Source organism: Paenibacillus nanensis (assembly GCF_003583765.1).
GTDB classification, from domain to species: Bacteria; Bacillota; Bacilli; order Paenibacillales; family Paenibacillaceae; genus Pristimantibacillus; species Pristimantibacillus nanensis.
Genome location: NZ_QXQA01000001.1, coordinates 567,717 through 583,113, shown reverse-complemented (window position 1 = coordinate 583,113; position 15,397 = coordinate 567,717). Strand labels below are relative to the sequence as shown.

At 52.0% G+C, this 15,397-nt stretch carries 9 protein-coding genes; 5 read left to right on the top strand and 4 right to left on the bottom strand.

Annotation, left to right across the window (positions count from 1 at the left end; genetic code table 11):
• The first annotated feature begins 146 nt into the window (after positions 1 to 146).
• The 3 genes from D3P08_RS02430 (at position 147) to D3P08_RS02420 (ending at position 6,499) form a co-directional block, all read left to right on the top strand.
• On the top strand, positions 147 to 2,060 hold the full coding sequence (locus tag D3P08_RS02430; protein ID WP_119597810.1) for a glycoside hydrolase family 13 protein: 1,914 nt from the start codon (positions 147 to 149) through the stop codon (positions 2,058 to 2,060).
• Between the two features lie 109 nt (positions 2,061 to 2,169).
• The gene (locus D3P08_RS02425; protein ID WP_119597809.1) at positions 2,170 to 3,099 is read left to right on the top strand and encodes a LacI family DNA-binding transcriptional regulator; all 930 of its coding nucleotides are present in this window, start codon (positions 2,170 to 2,172) and stop codon (positions 3,097 to 3,099) included.
• Between the two features lie 2,131 nt (positions 3,100 to 5,230).
• A complete protein-coding gene (locus D3P08_RS02420) occupies positions 5,231 to 6,499 on the top strand; it encodes an MFS transporter (RefSeq protein WP_119597808.1) in 1,269 nt (422 codons plus the stop codon).
• Between the two features lie 52 nt (positions 6,500 to 6,551).
• Here the strand turns inward: D3P08_RS02420 and D3P08_RS02415 are convergent, their stop codons facing one another.
• From D3P08_RS02415 to D3P08_RS02400, 4 genes are all read right to left on the bottom strand, one after another.
• Positions 6,552 to 8,225: an alpha-amylase family glycosyl hydrolase gene (locus D3P08_RS02415; RefSeq protein WP_119597807.1), complete on the bottom strand. Its 1,674-nt coding sequence runs from the start codon at positions 8,223 to 8,225 to the stop codon at positions 6,552 to 6,554.
• A 4-nt stretch (positions 8,226 to 8,229) separates the two neighbouring features.
• Entirely contained in the window at positions 8,230 to 9,069 is an 840-nt protein-coding gene (locus D3P08_RS02410) for a sugar ABC transporter permease (RefSeq protein ID WP_119598013.1), read from the bottom strand.
• 2 nt (positions 9,070 to 9,071) lie between these two features.
• On the bottom strand, positions 9,072 to 10,385 hold the full coding sequence (locus D3P08_RS02405; RefSeq protein ID WP_119597806.1) for a carbohydrate ABC transporter permease: 1,314 nt from the start codon (positions 10,383 to 10,385) through the stop codon (positions 9,072 to 9,074).
• 82 nt (positions 10,386 to 10,467) lie between these two features.
• Positions 10,468 to 11,781, bottom strand: a complete 1,314-nt coding sequence (locus tag D3P08_RS02400) for a sugar ABC transporter substrate-binding protein (RefSeq protein ID WP_119597805.1) — start codon at positions 11,779 to 11,781, stop codon at positions 10,468 to 10,470.
• 442 nt (positions 11,782 to 12,223) lie between these two features.
• Here D3P08_RS02400 and D3P08_RS02395 point away from each other — a divergent pair, with 442 nt between their 5' ends.
• Positions 12,224 to 13,252 (top strand): LacI family DNA-binding transcriptional regulator, encoded by a 1,029-nt coding sequence (locus D3P08_RS02395; RefSeq protein WP_119597804.1) that lies wholly within the window; start codon positions 12,224 to 12,226, stop codon positions 13,250 to 13,252.
• Positions 13,253 to 13,260: 8 nt separating this feature from the next.
• On the top strand, positions 13,261 to 15,222 hold the full coding sequence (locus D3P08_RS02390; RefSeq protein WP_119597803.1) for a glycoside hydrolase family 15 protein: 1,962 nt from the start codon (positions 13,261 to 13,263) through the stop codon (positions 15,220 to 15,222).
• Positions 15,223 to 15,397: the final 175 nt, after the last annotated feature.

Genomic DNA, 15,397 nt, shown 5'->3' with positions numbered 1-15,397 from the left:
AAGGCACTGCTACCGCATACAAATGTCCTCTTCCGCTCTATTACAGGCGGGGAGGTCATTTCGGGTGAAGGTACAACCTCGGCTAAGTTAGCGGAGGTTGTGCCTTTTTTTGTTGTTGGCAAGACCAATCGAGAGGAGAATGAAACATGTTATTAGAAGCGATCTACCATCGCCCGAAGCAAAACTGGGCTTACGCCTACGACGGGCAAACGCTGCACCTCAGAGTGCGGACGAAGCGAAATGATGTGCAGCGCGTAGAAGCTGTAGTCGGCGACAAGTACGCTTGGGCGCAGACCGTCATCTCTGTCGAGATGCGCATCCTGAGCTCAGACGATAAATATGATTATTGGGAGACATCCGTTAAGCCTCCCTTCCGCCGCCTGCGTTACGCGTTCCGGTTTTTCGGCGAAGGCGAGACGGTTATTTTAACCGAAAAAGGCTTTGTGACCGAGCTTCCGGACAACCCGAATACGTTCTTCGACTTCCCGTTCATCAATCCTGTCGACGTGTTCGAGCCGCCGGCATGGGTGAAGGATGCCGTGTTCTATCAAATCTTCCCTGAACGGTTCGCCAACGGCGACCCTTCGCTGGATCCGGAGAACGTTGAGCCTTGGGGCGGCAAACCGACCCCTCAAAACTTTTTTGGCGGCGACCTGCAGGGCGTTATCGATCACTTGGACCATCTGTCCGGCCTTGGCATTAACGCGATTTATTTCACGCCGCTGTTCGAAGCGACAACTAACCATAAATATGATACGCAGGACTACTTAAAGGTCGATCCGCAATTCGGCACGAATGAGAAACTGAAAGAGCTTGTAGACTTGTGCCACGAGCGCGGCATCCGCGTGCTGCTTGACGCCGTATTCAACCACTCCGGCCGCACCTTCGCTCCTTTCCTTGACGCAAGGGAGAAAGGCCAAGCTTCCAAATACGCCGACTGGTTCCATGTGCGGGAGTGGCCTCTGCAGGTTGTAGACGGCGTGCCAACCTACGAGACCTTCGCCTTTGAACCGCTGATGCCGAAGCTGAATACGGAGCATCCAGAGGTTAAGGCGTATCTATTCGAAGTTGCGCGCTACTGGATCGAAGAAATCGGCATCGACGGCTGGCGCCTCGACGTTGCGAACGAGGTTGACCATCAATTTTGGCGCGAGTTCCGGCAGGTCGTGAAGTCGGTGAATCCGGACGCTTATATTTTGGGCGAGATTTGGCATGATTCCATGATGTGGCTGCAAGGCGACCAGTTCGATGCGGTCATGAACTATCCGTTCACGAACGCGGTGCTCGACTTCTTCGCTTACGGCACCATTGACGCTTCCTCCTTCGCTCAAGCGATCGGCGCGCAGCTTGCCGCTTATCCGCAGCAAGTGACCGAAGCGGCATTCAACCTGCTGGACAGCCATGACACGCCGCGCCTGCTTACGATTTGCGAAGACAATATCGATAAAATGAAGCTGGCCGCTTTGTTCCAGCTCACATATCCGGGAACGCCGTGCATCTATTACGGCGACGAAGTCGGCATCAATGGCGGAGGCGATCCGGACTGCCGCAAATGCATGGTTTGGGAGCCGGAGGATCAGAACCAGGATCTGCTCCGCTTCTATCAGGAGACCATCGCGCTGCGTCATAAGCATGACGCGCTTCGCGGCTCGGCTATTTCCTTCACGTATACCGGCGAAGAGAACGGCCTGATCGTGTATGAACGGGCGTCGGAGGGCGAGCGTCTGCTCATCGCCATTAACGCGCGTGAAGAAGCAGCCGACCTCACCTTCCGTGTAACTCCGGCCGGTAATGGCGGACAGGCGCAAGCGGTCGACATCCCGTTCCGCGGTTTTGCGGATAAGGCGACTGAAGCAGCAGTTGCGGAACCGACAGCAGATCCGGTCGATCCTGTTGTCGTGAAGCCGGTTGCCTCTGTCGAAGCAGGTCCTAGCAGCTGGTCGGTTCTGCTGACGAATGCAGACGCGTATCAAGCGGACAAAGAGCTTCGCACAGATGCGCAAGGTGATCTGGAGCTGAACATGAGTGGCTTCAGCTATCTTGTTTTGAAGCAAGTTTAATATACACCAGCATTAACATGAAGCAGCCTTCGCCTGCCCGTAGACAGACAAGGCTGCTTTATGCGATAATTCACTTAAACGATTAAGTTGATTGGGGGATTGCTGCAGGATGAGTTCCAGCCATAAAAAAGCGACAATGAAGGATATAGCGAAGGCGGCTCAAGTATCGGTCGCTACCGTCAGCTATGTACTGAACTGCGCGCCTAACCAGACGATCCCGGCGGAGACAAAGCAGCGGGTGCTCGAAACCGCGAAGGAGCTCCAGTACGTCCCGAACCTCGCCGCCCGTTCTTTAATTAAAAATCGCACCGGCCTTGTAGGCATCCTTGTGAATCGGTCCCGCGATGAGCGCTGGTGGGAACAGCTCGCAATTTCACGAGATGTCGACGCCCTGGAGCGCGGGCTAACCCGGCTTGGATATCACGTTGTGCTTGCGAGCTTGGATGCGGATAACCCGAATATGGCCGTTATATCAGAACGCAAGCTGGATGCGGTATTCGTGCTCGGAGCCAAGGAACAAACCTTTCATGACATATCCGTTCATTTCTCGGCCGGAGTCCCTCTTATCGTTGTGAACAGCTATATCGACGACCCCTTGTTCTATAAAATCGTCTACGACTATGAGCGAGCCGTCGATTCCGCCTTAACGAAACAACCGGATCATCGAAGCTTTCTTATTATGGACCGCTTGTCTCAAGGAGCCGGGGAAGCCCTTTGCAGCCAGCTCTCCCTCTCTTCCTCTCAAGTGCTGGTGTTGGAGGACGAGAGGCAGCTCCCTGATTTCCTAATGTCTCAGCAAGGAAGCGGCATCATCCTGAATGAAGGCATTGCCGTTCTCGCCGCACGCTGGATGGAATCGCCGAGGTTCACCACGCTATGCACCGCAGGTTGCCCAGAGCTGCTCCATGCCCTGCCGGGCTCGGCATACGTATCGTTTGGCGATGGGAAAGCTCAATCCTCCATCGCGCTGATGCAAGCTTTGCTGAACGAACAGACGGACCCGCCGGCTGAGAAATACATGCGCATCAAGCCGCTGTAGCGGAAACTGCAGTTTGAACAGCTAAACAGGAAACATATCCGATCTTCAGGCGACAGCTGTGGTAAACAGCAACCATATCCGATCTTCACGCATCCGCTTGCTAAACTGTAAGCATGTCCGATCTTCAGGCATCCGCTTGGAAAACAGTGAGCATGTCCGATCTTCAGACATCCGCTTGGAAAACAGTGAGCATGTCCGATCTTCAGGCATCCGCTTACTAAACTCGCTATGCCCGTGCCCTTGATGTATGCATTAGTCGATGCTCCTGCGTGAAAAATGCTGCAATTATGCAGTATTTTATCGCACAATGGGGCTGTATTCATAAAATTCCTGCAAATATGCATGAATTGCGGACGTTTCAGCTTACTTGGCGGATTTTTGGCAATAATTCCTGCACAAATGCAGGAATTTTCCGTAACCAATGGATTAGTGAGCTCAAATCCTGTATTTTTGCAGGATTTCGGTCGGACCGCAAAGTAACCAATGCTCCTGTGTGAAAAATGCTGCGATTGTGCAGGATTTTATCGCGCAATGAGGCTGTACTCATAAAATTCCTGCAAAAATGCATGAATTGTGGACGTTTCAGCTTACTTGTCGGATTTTTGGAAAAAATTCCTGCACAAATGCAGGAATTTTCCGTAACCAATGGATTAGTGAGCTCAAATCCTGTATTTTTGCAGGATTTCGGTCGGACCGCAAAGTAACCAATACTCCTGTGTGAAAAATGCTGCGATTATGCAGGAATTTATCGCGCTATGGGGCTGTATTCATAAAATTCCTGCAAATATGCATGAATTGCGGATCTTTCAGCTTACTTGTCGGATTTTTAGCAAAAATTCCTGCACAAATGCAGGAATTTTCCGTAAACAATGGTTTTGTGAGCTCAAATCCTGTATTTTTGCAGGATTTCCGTCAGGTCGCGAGAAGGTAAAGTTGCAGGGGATAAGGTGAACTTTGTTAAAGGCAAAGTAGAAGGCCGACCTTGCAAATTTTTATCAACTTAAACGTTTAAGTATCGGCACTGATGAGTGTTTTCCACGGAGCTTGGTGTGGGATTGTCTCGTTGTACCCATGCACTCATGCAGTTAATGTTCTCGAACTCTCATTGCGCTCGTGCTCTCGTTGCACTCAAGCTCTATGGACACACGCACTCATGTGCTCTGATAGGCTCTCATGTTCTCAAGCTCACATGCTCTCATTGCACTCGTGCTCTCGTTGCACTCAAGCTCTATGCACTCACGCACTCGTGTGCTCTGATAGGCTCTCATGTTTCACGCTCACATGCTCTCATTGCACTCGTGCTCTCATGCACTCGTGCTCTCGTTGCACTCAAGCTCTATGCACTCACGCACTCGTGTACTCTGATAGGCTCTCATGTTTCACACTCACATACGCTCTTTGCACTCAAGCTCTATGGACACACGCACTCATGTGCTCTGATAGGCTCTCATGTTCTCAAGCTCACATGCTCTCATTGCACTCGTGCTCTCGTTGCACTCAAGCTCTATGCACTCTCGTGTGCTCTGATTGGCTCTCATGTTTCACGCTCACATGCTCTCATTGCACTCATGCTCTCATTGCACTCGTGCTCTCATGCACTCGTGCTCTCGTTGCACTCAAGCTCTATGCACTCACGCACTCGTGTACTCTGATTGGCTCTCATGTTTCACACTCACATGCGCTCTTTGCACTCAAGCTCTATGGACACACGCACTCATGTGCTCTGATAGGCTCTCATGTTCTCAAGCTCACATGCTCTCGTTGCACTCATGCTCTCGTTGCACTCAATCTCTATGTACACACGCGCTCATGTGCTCTGATAGGCTCTCATGTTCTCAAGCGCACATGCTCTCATTGCACTCATGCTCTCGTTGCACTCAAGCTCTATGGACACACGCACTCATGTGCTCTGATGGCTCTCATGTTCTCAAGCTCACATGCTCTCGTTGCACTCAAGCTCTATGCACTAAAGCTCTATGCACTCACGCACTCGTGTACTCTGATTGGCTCTCATGTTTCACGCTCACATGTTCTCGTTGCACTCACCCTCTCTTGCACTTATGTTAACTTGCTCTTTCTTAACTAGCTCCATCGCTCCATCCAATACCCATCTAACAGGAGGTCAACCTTTATGCTTGAAATAGATCAACCCTCTCCGGAACGACAAGCCCAGGCGCGTGAGCAGGTATCCATTTGGCGGAACCGCGCCTTTGTGTTGGTGTTCTCCAGCTACAGCTTCAATCTGCTTGGCAGCACGTTCCACAGCATTGCGCTGAATTTGTGGGTGCTGCAAACGACAGGCAGCGCCAAGCTGATGTCGCTGGTGCTGATTACGCATCTGGTCGCCAGCATGGTGCTTGGACCGATAGCCGGAACGCTGGCTGACCGTGTCGACCGCCGCAAGCTAATGCTGACCAGCGATTGGATTCGCTTTGGTTTGGTTGGTCTGATCGCGCTGTGCATGACCATCGAAGCCACGCCGTTCTATGTTATCCTTCTGCTAACCGCTCTCGTCGCAATCGTAAGCGCGCTGCGTTCTCCCGCCTTCCAAGCGTCGCTTGTCGAGATTGTCGGAAAGGACAGCGTAGCTCCCGCTGTCGCGGCCATCACCATCGCCGACAATATGATCCGCATCGGCGGATTTGCGGTAGGCGGAGCGGCGGTCGCCCTCTTCGGCGGCGCGTTTGCCGTTGCGATTGACGCATCCACCTTCCTTTTATCCGCTATCCTGCTTCTGCTTGCCGGCCAATTCCCGTATCAATCGTCGCGCCAGCAATCGCAGGAAGCGAAACCAACCTTCCGCGCGGACTTCCTAGAAGGCTTTCGGGCGGTATGGCAGAACACCTTTATTCGAAGCATAGTGCTTTTGCTTCCGCTTGTTATGTTCTTCTTTTTATCCACCTTTATGCTGATCCAAGTGATGGCGGTTCAAGTTTGGAGAGCAAGCCCCTTCGTCTTCGGACTGCTAGAGGCTTGTATCCCTCTCGGCTATGTCGTCGGCTCCTTCCTTATTATGAAGTGGAATCATCGTCTTCAGAAAAGAGGCCTTTGGATACTCGGCAGCATCCTTTTGCTCGGCCCCTGCTTTATTGCGATTGCGCAGTTCGATACGGCGCCATGGGCGCTGCCCGTCATCTTTGCGGTCGGCTTCCTGTTTTCCTTCAGCACGACGATTATTTCCATCGCGCTCCGCATGAATGTGGAGACCGACCTGCAGGGCCGGGTATTCGGCTTGCTCGGCACGCTCACAAGCGTCGCTCCCCCTATCGGTCTGGCCGTCTTCTCCGCCTTGTCCGACACGTTCGGACCTGCGCTTATCATTACGTACAGCGGCGCCGTCATGCTGCTCATCAGTATGGCCGCGTTCGTCTTTATGAAAAATACGAGAACGCTGGAATAGGTCCATCCAAACAAAAACGGCCCCGGAGCAATCCGGGACCGTAGACCAAAGCTTATTTCAAAATCACTGTCGAATATGGCGGCAGCGTCAGCGTTGTGCCGTCAAGCGCCGCTTCCTCCGAGGTGCTGTGCGCAAGCGTCTGGAACGCGCCGTACAACTCGGATGCGGCAAGCTCCGTCGTCTGGGCTTCGCCGGACAAATTATGCACGACAAGCACGCGCTCGGATTTCGTTACACGCACATAAGCGCTCAGCTTGCTGTTCTTCGGCTCAAGCTTGAACTCGCCGATGCCGCCGTCACGCAGAGCCGGCTCCTCGTTGCGCCAGCCGATCAGCGTCCGGTAATGCTCGAGAAGCGAGCCTGCCTGTCCCGACTGCGCATCGACCGAAACGGCACCTGCATCCTTGTTATAACGCGAAGCCATCCATTCGGTCTGCCCTTCTCCGCCGGCGGAATCGCTGTACCATAGCATTGGCTCCCGAATATATTCATCCGGCTTCATGCCTTGCATGCCGATCTCCTCACCGTAATACAAGTACGGCGTGCCCGGCAGCGTAAACAGCAGAGCAGCGGCCATCTTCGCATGGTCGGCATTGCCGCCGAGCTCGCTCATGACGCGGTTCTGGTCATGGTTGCTTAGGAAAGGAGCGTCCACGAAGCTGCCTCCGGACGATTTCTCATAAACGCCGTAAGCTCTGCCAAGCGAAAACGCCAGGTCCGGATCCGTCTCGCTCTTTGCCGCGTCGATCAATTTGCCTGCCAGATCGAAATGAAACGCGGAATTGAGCGCCTGGTCGAAATACGGCGCGATAATCGCCAGCGAATCCCATACCTCGCCGATCAAATACGCGTCCGGATTCACCTCATCCATGCCTTTGCGGAAATCCTGCCACCACGCTTTATTCGCCGCCTGCACGTCAGGCGTACTGATCGTGGACTTGAAATCGCCGAAAATGTGCTTTGCCGCGTCTAAGCGGAAGCCGTCGAGACCTTGCTCCAGCCAAAATTGTCCGATCTTGATCATTTCAGCACGAACCGCAGGCTCATCGAAATTCAAATCAGGCATCCCGCTCCAGAAGACGCCGAGATAACGCAAATGGCCATAGCTGTGCCATGGATTGCCGTCCACCGCGCCATCCGTCTGCAGCTTATCTTCCGCCGAAGCGATATGATACCAATTCCGGTAAGGACTGTTCGGATCCGCGAGCGCATCCTTAAACCAAGGATGCTCATTGCTGGTATGGTTCACAACGAGGTCCATAATGACTTGAATATCTCGCTTATGCGCCTCGTCCAGCAGCCGCTTCAAATCTTCAAGCGTCCCGTATTCCGGATTAACCGCGTAGTAGTCCGTCACGTCATAGCCGTGATAGCTTGGCGAGGCGTTGATCGGCATCAGCCAAATCCCGCCGACTCCTAGCTCCTTGAGGTAATCCAGCTTTTCCGTCACGCCGTTCAAATCGCCGATGCCATCGCCGTTCGTGTCGTAGAAGGAACGGACGAATATTTCGTAGAACACCCTGGACGGCTGCTCATCGACCTCGAAGGATGCAGGAACGGCAGCGTCATCCGCTGCCGCTCCTCCGTTCTGCGCCAAGTTTTCCGCCGCGTTATCGCCAGGCTTCTCGGCATTTCCGCCGCCCGAAGAAGTGCAAGCGGCAAGCAATGAGGCGATCAGCGCCAGCTGAAGCCATAAGATAGAAATTTTTCTCTTCTGCCGGAACATCCGATCATCCTTTCGAAGCGCCGGATGTCAAGCCTTGCACCAGGAAACGCTGCAGGAATACGAACAGCAGCGTGATCGGAATGGCGATCAGAACCGCGCCGGCGGCGAACAAGGTGAAGTTGCTGTTCTGCGACGTATTGACCAAATCCCACATCCCGACCGCAAGCGTCCAGTTCTCTTTACTGCGCAATACCAGTCTCGCGAAAATAAAGTCGACCCAAGCGCCGGTGAACGTCGTCAATGCGACGTAAGTCAGCATCGGCTTAGACAATGGAAGCATAATTTTCACGAACACTTGCAAGTGAGTCGCGCCGTCCATGCGCGCCGCTTCGTCCAAGCTGCGAGGGATCGTATCGTAAAATCCTTTTACAATAAACCCGCCAAGGACGGAGCCGGCAGAATAAACGAGAATGAGAGCCGCGTGCGTATCCAGCAAGTTAAGCTGCAGAAGCACGATAAAGACCGCGATCATACTCATGAAGCCTGGGAACATGCCCAGTACCAGCATGACCGTGAGCGTTGATTTTCTTCCGCGGAACCGGAATCTCGACAAGGCGTACATGCTAAGCGTCGTCAAGATCGTCGAGAAGATCATCGAAAGCGTCGCGATCTTGAGCGTGTTCAGGTACCAAGTGCCGTATTGAAACCGGTTGTTCGTGAACAGCTCTTTATAATGAACAAACGTAAACTTTTCAGGAAAAAACGTAGGACTGAACAACGACGTACCCGGCCGCAGCGAGGAGACCAGAACCCAAATCGCTGGATAGAGACAGCAAACCGCGATTGCGATAAGAATAATGTAGCTGACAGTCAAACGAAGCGCGTTCGCCGATTTAACGCCCATTTTCATTGGATCATATCCTCCTCTTTAAAGGATTTCGTGCGGCGGTAGCTGAAGATCGATATTGATGCGATGATGATGAAAATAATAATACCGATCGCTGCCGACATATTGAACTGGCTGTTGTTCAGCGTCAGCTTATACAGCCACGTGACGAGCAAGTCGGTGCTGCCCGCATACTGATAATCGCCGTTGACCGGATCCCCGTTCGTCAGCAGGAAGATGACGTTAAAGTTGTTAATGTTGCCCGCAAATTGCGTAATAAGAATCGGGGCTGTCGAGAACAAGATGAACGGTAGCGTAATAATTTTAAATTTCTGGAAGCCGGTCGCTCCGTCCACATCGGCAGCTTCGTACAGATCCTTCGGAATGGCGGTCAAAATACCCATAATCAGCACCATCGATACCGGAATGCCGACCCACATGTTCACGATAATAACGGTTACTTTCGCCCAGAGCGGGTCCGTCAGCCAAGGCAGCTTGCCCAGCCCGAAGTAGCTTAAGTACTGGTTGATCGGTCCGAATTGACCGTTGAACAGGTTCCGCATGACGAGAAGGGAAATCAGCTGCGGAATCGCGTATGGCAGAATGAAGATGGTGCGCCACATTTTTTTGAAGCGAACGCCCTTCGATTCAACAAGCAGCGCCACGAGCATACCGCCGAAATAAGTCGTAACGGTAGCGATGACCGCCCAAATAACCGTCCAAGACAAAACGCCAAAAAACGTGGCGCTCCATGTTTTGAGCGTTAACAGGTTCGTAAATGTTTCAAAGCCTACCCAGTCCACCAGTGATTTCGGCGGAATATGATTAGGCGACGCGTAGTTCGTGAAAGCCAGCATAATCATGAAGATAATCGGCATGATCGTAAAGAACAGTACGCCGAGCGCAGGCAGCGAAAGCATCAAATACGGGAAGTTTTTATCCGTCAAATGAGCCCAAGATTGTTTGAATGCCGCCGGCTGTCCCCCATTATCCCGCAATTTGCCCGTAACGTACGCATCGCGAATGTTCATAATGTAGAAAATCAGGAATACAGCAAATACTAATAACGTAATTAATCCGCTAATGAGCAAATAGATGGAATGATCGCCTTCCACCCGCACCATAACCTTGCCGACCTTTTGAAAGCCTTGCGTTTTTTCGCCCAGGGTAATAACGCCCCAGAAAGCCTTACCCAAATTAGGTATGAAGTAAAAGAGCGCTGCCGCTTCGACAACGATAAAGATTAAGCCTTTTATGAACTGGCGGTTATACAATTGGCCAAGCCCCATAAAGAGGAATGACAAAATACCTGCAATGCCGCGATGACGATTCATACCGCCGGGCTCCCTTCCTTTCATGTAAACATCGGTTCACCCGCCGGTCAGGCCGGCGGGTGGTCCCCATGCTTCATTTTTATTATTGAGCTGCTGTCGCGCCATTGTTGGCGTCTTTAATTTGTTGTACCGCGTTGTCCAGCGCTTCCTTCGCGTCTTTGCCGGAGTTCCATACATCGGAGAACGCCGCCGCGATTGGGCTCCATACGTTGCCCATTTCAGGAATGGATGGCATTGGAGTGGATTGGTTGAACTGCTCGACGAAGCCTTTTACGATTTCGTTGTTTTGAACGCTCGGATCAGCTGTTGCTTCCGTGTTTGCAGGGATAGCGCCTGTAATTTCGAAGTCTTTCAGCTGAGCTTCCTTCGTGGAAGCGAAACGCGCGAACAGACGAGCTGCGTTAGGGTATTTCGAGTAGCTGTTTACATAGAACGCTTTAATGCCAGAGAAAGAAGATGCCGGTTGACCGTTGATCGTTGGCAGCGGAGCTACGCCGAAGTCGATGCCAGCCGCTTTGTAGTCAGCGATTGTCCAAGGGCCGTTGATGTCGAATGCCAGCGTGCCGCCAGTGAACAGGCCTTTTTTGATGTCATACGTTACGTCGCCGGAGTTCATTGGAAGAATTTCCTTCAAGGAACCGTAGAATTTCAGACCTTCAACCGCGCCTTCCGTGTTCAGACCGATGTCGTCTTTGTTCGTGCCGTTGTCGCCGTATACATAACCGCCTGTGGAGATGAACGGATAGTTGAAGTAGAAGTTACCCACTTCCCACATCAGAGCGAATTTGTTAGCGTTCGGATCGTTGAATGTTTTAGCGAATTCGACGATTTCTTCGAATGTTTTAGGCGCTTCAGGGCTCAGCGCTTTATTATAGAACAATGCGTAAGTTTCAACGGAACGCGGGTAGCCGTACATAACGCCTTCATATGTTACCGCGTTCACTGCAAGTTCGGAGTTTTCGCTTTTGGATTGCTCTTCGTAGAAGTCGTTCGGAAGAATAAGACCCGCGGATACCGCTTTACCAAGGTTGTCGTGCGGGAATACCACAACGTCGGCGCCAAGGCCTGCAGGGCCGTCGGAGATCAATTTGTTCACTTGGTCAGCTGCGCCAAGCTCTTCGAATTTTACTTCTATACCGTATTTTTCAGTAAATTCCTTTGCGATTGCTTCAATGAATGGACGCTCTTCTTTGGATTCCCATACGAGAAGCGATGCGCCCTCTTCCGGCGTAATGTCCTCGCCTTCCGCTTCGGATCCAGCGTTATTAGCCGGTGCGTTTGTTGCCGTGTTGTTTGCTGCGTTGTTCGCGCTGTTTGTGTTGCCGCTGTTGTTGCCACCGCAAGCGGCGATGACGAACAATGCTGCAATCATCGTCAAAACAAGCATTTTCTTCATTGTTCAAGATCCCCTTCCGAAAAATATGGATATGCTCCGAATAAAGCCGCTTTCTAACCGTTTCTCTCTATGGTGACAGCCACCAAAATGCGCAAACGTTTGTACATTTTCCTCGAAAAAACGCGATTTCTTTCGATATCGCCTTTTCTGAAATCGCTTTTTCGATGAAAAATAGTTATGAAAGCGTTATATTCGTGTCTTCACTATACAACACGGCGGTGATTTTGTTAAAACGTTTGCACAGTTCGTTTTTCGGGATAATTACTTCCTTACCTCCGTTTACCTCCTTTTATCTCGTTTCTGCTTAGTTTTTCGTCATTTGTGCATTGCATGACCAAGATATATATTTACATGTGAGCAACAGTTGCATTAGGATGAACATATTATGAACGGATTTACAAAAATTTAAAGGCACGTCTGCTCATTGGGGGCCTAGCACAGCATGGTTACAATAAAAGATATAGCAAAAGCCGCAGGGGTATCGCCCTCTACGGTGTCGCGAGTCGTATCGAATCATCCGAGAATAAGCAAAGCGACTACTTTAAAAGTTAAAAAAATAATGGACGAGATGGGCTACCATCCCAACATGATGGCGAAGAGCTTGGTGTCCAAAACGACGCGGACACTAGCCATTATGCTGCCGCGTCCTGCCGAAGAGCTGTTCCAGGACTTCTTCTTCGGGGAGCTCCTCCGGGGCATTCTTACGCAATCGACCCGCGCGGGCTACGACATGCTGCTGGCGGCCGCCACCTCGCCCCAAGACGAAAGCGAAACGATCTCCCGCCTTGTTCTTGGCAGACGAGTCGACGGCGTCATCCTGCTCTCCGCGCGAACGAATGACCCGCTCATCGATCTGTTGAATCAGCACAACTTCCCGACGGTTCTAATCGGCCGTTCCGAAGGACATCACAACATTTTGTCCGTCGATAACAACAACGAACAAGCCGCATATGACGCGACACAGCACTTGATCATTCAGGGCCATGAACGAATCGGCTTCGTCAGCGGTCCTCCGAATTTAACCGTCTCGCATGACCGGATGGAAGGCTACCGCAGGGCGATGAAAGAAGCCGGACTGCCGATTCGTTCGGAATGGATCGTCGAAGGCGAATTTCTGCAGCAAAGCGGTTATCGGGCAATGTCGTTTATGATGGGTCTGCCGGAGCGTCCGAGCGGACTAGTCGTCATCGATGACGTTGTCGGATTCGGCGTTCTCCGCGGCTTGAACGAGCTGGGCTACTCCGTTCCGAACGACATCAGTCTTGTAAGCTTTAACAACATCGCGCTGTCCGAGCTTGCCACGCCTCCGATCAGCTCGGTTGACATCGGCACGTACCAGCTGGGGTATACCGCCTCTCAATTGTTGATCCGGCGTATTCAAGAAGACGAGATTTATCAGACGCGTATGGTTATTCCGCATAGGCTGATTGTCCGGGACTCTTCGATTCAAGCATTAAATAAAAGGAGCTGATTGTTTTAATGAATCCGAATAAACCTTACTTAGTAGACGCTATTATCGGCAACTCCACCCTGCTCGCTTCCATGGGGCGCACAGGGCGGATGTACCGTCTTTGGTGGCCGAATATTGATACGCCTCAGCATGTGGACGCGATGCGGACAGGACTTCAGCTGGAGGATGGACGCATCACTTGGTTCGACGCCGACCAGGACGGCTGGAAGCATGAATGCTCCTACTTGGACCGCAGCAATGTTCTGCGCGTAACCGCCAATGCCGCTGGCGAAGCGATTGCGGTTGACAGCTTGCACTTTGCGGTGCCGGAGAGCAATCTGCTGGTCCGCCAATATACGTTTACGAATACAGGGGAACAAGCGGCAAGCTTTCATTTCCTGCTTCATTCGTCGTTCCTTATTAGTGAAAACGGTCTCTACAATACGACCATGTTTAATCCTGAAGCGGACGCGTTAATTCATTTCCGCAGCGGTTATTTTTTTGCGGTTTCAAGTGCAAACGTATGCGCAAAATACCAGGCTGGTCTTTCGTGGGAGCAAGTCCAAAACGGAGAGCTGAACGGCAACCGCATCGATATGCGTCCTGACGGCGCTTTGTCTTGGTCCGTTCGCGAGCTAGCTCCGGGCGCAAGCGTAACGATCCCTGTCTACGTCGCGGCTGGCCGGAACGAAGAGCAGGCGCTTGAAGAACTGGCCGGCGCTCGGAGCAAACCGAGCGAGCAGCTGGCGGCATTGACGAACGAGTATTGGCATAACTTCGTGAATAACGCCGCGCCATGTCCGATTGACCGTCCGGACATTAAGGAAGTGTATGAGCGCTCCATCCTTATGTTCAAGCTCATGTCGGACGAGAAAACCGGCAGCATAATCGCCGCTCCGGAATTCGACGAGCAGTTCTCGCGCTGCGGCGGATATTCCTATTGTTGGGGACGCGATGCGGCATTTATTACAACGGCGCTTGATAAAGCGGGTCTGTCCGAGCTTTCCGACCGCTTCTACGCATGGACGCTCACTGCGCAATCGCCGGACGGCTCATGGCAGCAGCGCCATTACCACGATGGCGGATTGGCGCCGTCATGGGGCCTTCAAATAGACGAGGGCGCCTCGATTCTTTGGGGAATGTGGCAGCATTATATCGAGAAGCAGGATCAAGCCTTTGCCAAGCTGGTATGGCCTGCGGTCGAACGCGGCGCAGCCTTCCTGCTTAGCTTCATGGATGAATCGACAGGCTTGCCGAAGCCAAGCATCGACCTGTGGGAAGAGCGCGAGGCCTCGCATACGTATTCCTCTGCGGCTGTGTACGGCGGCTTGACAGCAGCGGCTAGCTTCGCGGAGCTGCTTGGCGAAGCAACCCTCGCGGCTGCCTGCCGCAATACGGCAGCCCGCATTGCGAAAGCGATTAAGGATGACTGCTGGAATGAAGATCGCGGCAGCTTCTACCGCGGTCTTAACCTAAAGGTCGGTGCTGATAAGTACGCGGAAGCAAAGGCAGCCGGTCTCGAAGGTCATATCGAGGAGCTTGATAAAGGGTACGTTAAGCATGTCCTGAAGCATGATCCGATTATCGACATCAGCTTGATCGGCGTTTCCGTACCATTCGGAGCTGTCGCGGCGGAAAGCGATCAAATGCGAAGAACGGCTGACGCCATTGAAGCGGCGCTGACCGTTCCGGGCGTAGGCGGCATCAAACGGTACGAGGACGATATTTATATCGGCGGCAATCCGTGGATTCTGACAACGCTGTGGCTGGCGCATTACCGTATTGCGACAGGCGACCTTGATGCGGCGCGCAAGCTGCTCGATTGGGCGATTGAGCATCGCACGGAAACCGGCTTGCTCCCTGAACAGATCGACAAAGTAACCGGTGAGACCGCTTGGGTTGTACCTCTTACTTGGTCCCATGCGATGTTTGTTCTTACGATCTTTATGCTGGCGGAAGCGGAAGCGAAAATATCCGCTGCTTCTAACTAATTTATATAAGCCATTCACAGTCTGAGCCGGCTGTGGGTGGCTTTTTTCGTTATTGAGATACAGATCCTTGACAAATCGCGATTATTTTATAATAATTATAAATAAGGAATTGATCTAAATTTAATGATCGTATTTTCTATCGTATCTCCGTATTTGAAACGGCGCTTTGGCAAAG

What these genes read in the sequence shown, in the direction of transcription:
- D3P08_RS02430 (WP_119597810.1), top strand. Translation starts at nt 147, where the DNA reads ATGTTATTAGAAGCGATCTACCATCGCCCGAAGCAAAACTGGGCTTAC.
- D3P08_RS02425 (WP_119597809.1), top strand. Translation starts at nt 2,170, where the DNA reads ATGAGTTCCAGCCATAAAAAAGCGACAATGAAGGATATAGCGAAGGCG.
- D3P08_RS02420 (WP_119597808.1), top strand. Translation starts at nt 5,231, where the DNA reads ATGCTTGAAATAGATCAACCCTCTCCGGAACGACAAGCCCAGGCGCGT.
- D3P08_RS02415 (WP_119597807.1), bottom strand. Translation starts at nt 8,225, where the DNA reads ATGTTCCGGCAGAAGAGAAAAATTTCTATCTTATGGCTTCAGCTGGCG.
- D3P08_RS02410 (WP_119598013.1), bottom strand. Translation starts at nt 9,069, where the DNA reads ATGGGCGTTAAATCGGCGAACGCGCTTCGTTTGACTGTCAGCTACATT.
- D3P08_RS02405 (WP_119597806.1), bottom strand. Translation starts at nt 10,385, where the DNA reads ATGAATCGTCATCGCGGCATTGCAGGTATTTTGTCATTCCTCTTTATG.
- D3P08_RS02400 (WP_119597805.1), bottom strand. Translation starts at nt 11,781, where the DNA reads ATGAAGAAAATGCTTGTTTTGACGATGATTGCAGCATTGTTCGTCATC.
- D3P08_RS02395 (WP_119597804.1), top strand. Translation starts at nt 12,224, where the DNA reads ATGGTTACAATAAAAGATATAGCAAAAGCCGCAGGGGTATCGCCCTCT.
- D3P08_RS02390 (WP_119597803.1), top strand. Translation starts at nt 13,261, where the DNA reads ATGAATCCGAATAAACCTTACTTAGTAGACGCTATTATCGGCAACTCC.